This window comes from Pseudoalteromonas sp. SG45-2 (assembly GCF_014164115.1).
GTDB lineage: Bacteria > Pseudomonadota > Gammaproteobacteria > Enterobacterales > Alteromonadaceae > Pseudoalteromonas > Pseudoalteromonas distincta.
In genome coordinates this window covers 1-1,217 of the sequence record NZ_JACJEO010000059.1, presented here as the reverse complement: position 1 = coordinate 1,217, position 1,217 = coordinate 1, and the positions used below count along the sequence as shown (strand labels likewise).

Genomic DNA, 1,217 nt, shown 5'->3' with positions numbered 1-1,217 from the left:
ATATAACAAGTGACTATGGTGTCAATTCCTAATTTCAAACCATTTTAGGATCCCACATGACACCATCCCTCACCATAGAATTTATGATTACTATAAGCTTTCTTATACAGGCAATAATAGCAACTTTTTTAGGTTTCCCTGCCGCGACTAGCCGATGATATATAGCTTTAAATTTAGGGTTACATTGGATAGCTGACATCATTGCCATATACATTGCGGTTCTAATTTTTGGCCGTCCACCTCGTATCATCCGTTTACCCTGATAAGCACCACTTTCTCGATTAAATGGTGCAACACCAACCAGTGATGCAGCCTCTTTATTGTTTACACACCCAAGCTCAGGCATGTCACTAAGTAAGTTAAATGCGACAACATTCCCAACGCCAGGCACACTTTGAATAATGTCATTCTTGACCTTATATTCGTCACATTCTTTGATGAGTTTTTGTAGTTTCAAATCTACTTTTTCAATCTGATTTTTTAATGCCGTTAGGATAGGTTTTATTAGTGATGATATTGTTTTTGGCATTATCTGTGAACGATTTTTCTCCATCGTTTGCATATCCATTAACTGCCTTCTTCTAGAAAGTAAATCACTCATCAAGCGCATCTGCTCTGGCTTTAAAGAAGAGAGTGGTGGCTTTATTGCTTCACCAAAATGAGCGATGAGTTGCGCATCAAGTTTATCTGTTTTTGCTTTTTGGCCAATAGCGCCTGCGAAACGTTTAATATTAACGGGATTAGCAACAACGAAAGGGATATTCGCTTGAGCACACGCCATAATAAAGGGGTGTTCAAGGCGCCCAGTTGCTTCAATAGTAACACGCGTTATTGGGTGCTTTTTTAGTGTTTTTATAGCGTGTTTAATGCCGCCGTCATTGTTTTCTACGGTGAAATATATATCTAAAGGTCGGATGTAAATATCGAGTTGAGTTTTACCTGTATCGACACCGACGTTAATTTCATTTTGATTATTGAGTGTATTCATAATAAGCTGACTCTGCCTTGCGATTCGGGCTCGAGGCCCCGTTGACTATCCGAGTTTAATGCTTGGAGTTTATACAGCGTTCTTTCTTGTTATCGGTCTCTCAATAGAGGAGCCTTCAATCAATCGAACTACTGTATAAAAGGCTTTGGTTGCAGCCAAAGCTTGGGCCTCACATTACCCGAACTTGGTTAAAGTATTAATTAATTTATGGGTTTATTATCCATACAAG

At 38.9% G+C, this 1,217-nt stretch carries 1 protein-coding gene; it reads right to left on the bottom strand.

What is annotated here, in order from left to right; translation table 11 throughout:
- Positions 1–34: 34 nt before the first annotated feature.
- On the bottom strand, positions 35–988 hold the full coding sequence (locus H5116_RS20065; protein WP_024598675.1) for an IS110 family transposase: 954 nt from the start codon (positions 986–988) through the stop codon (positions 35–37).
- Positions 989–1,217 lie beyond the last annotated feature (229 nt).

Coding starts and splice junctions, on each gene's coding strand:
- H5116_RS20065 (WP_024598675.1), bottom strand. CDS start 988: ATGAATACACTCAATAATCAAAATGAAATTAACGTCGGTGTCGATACA.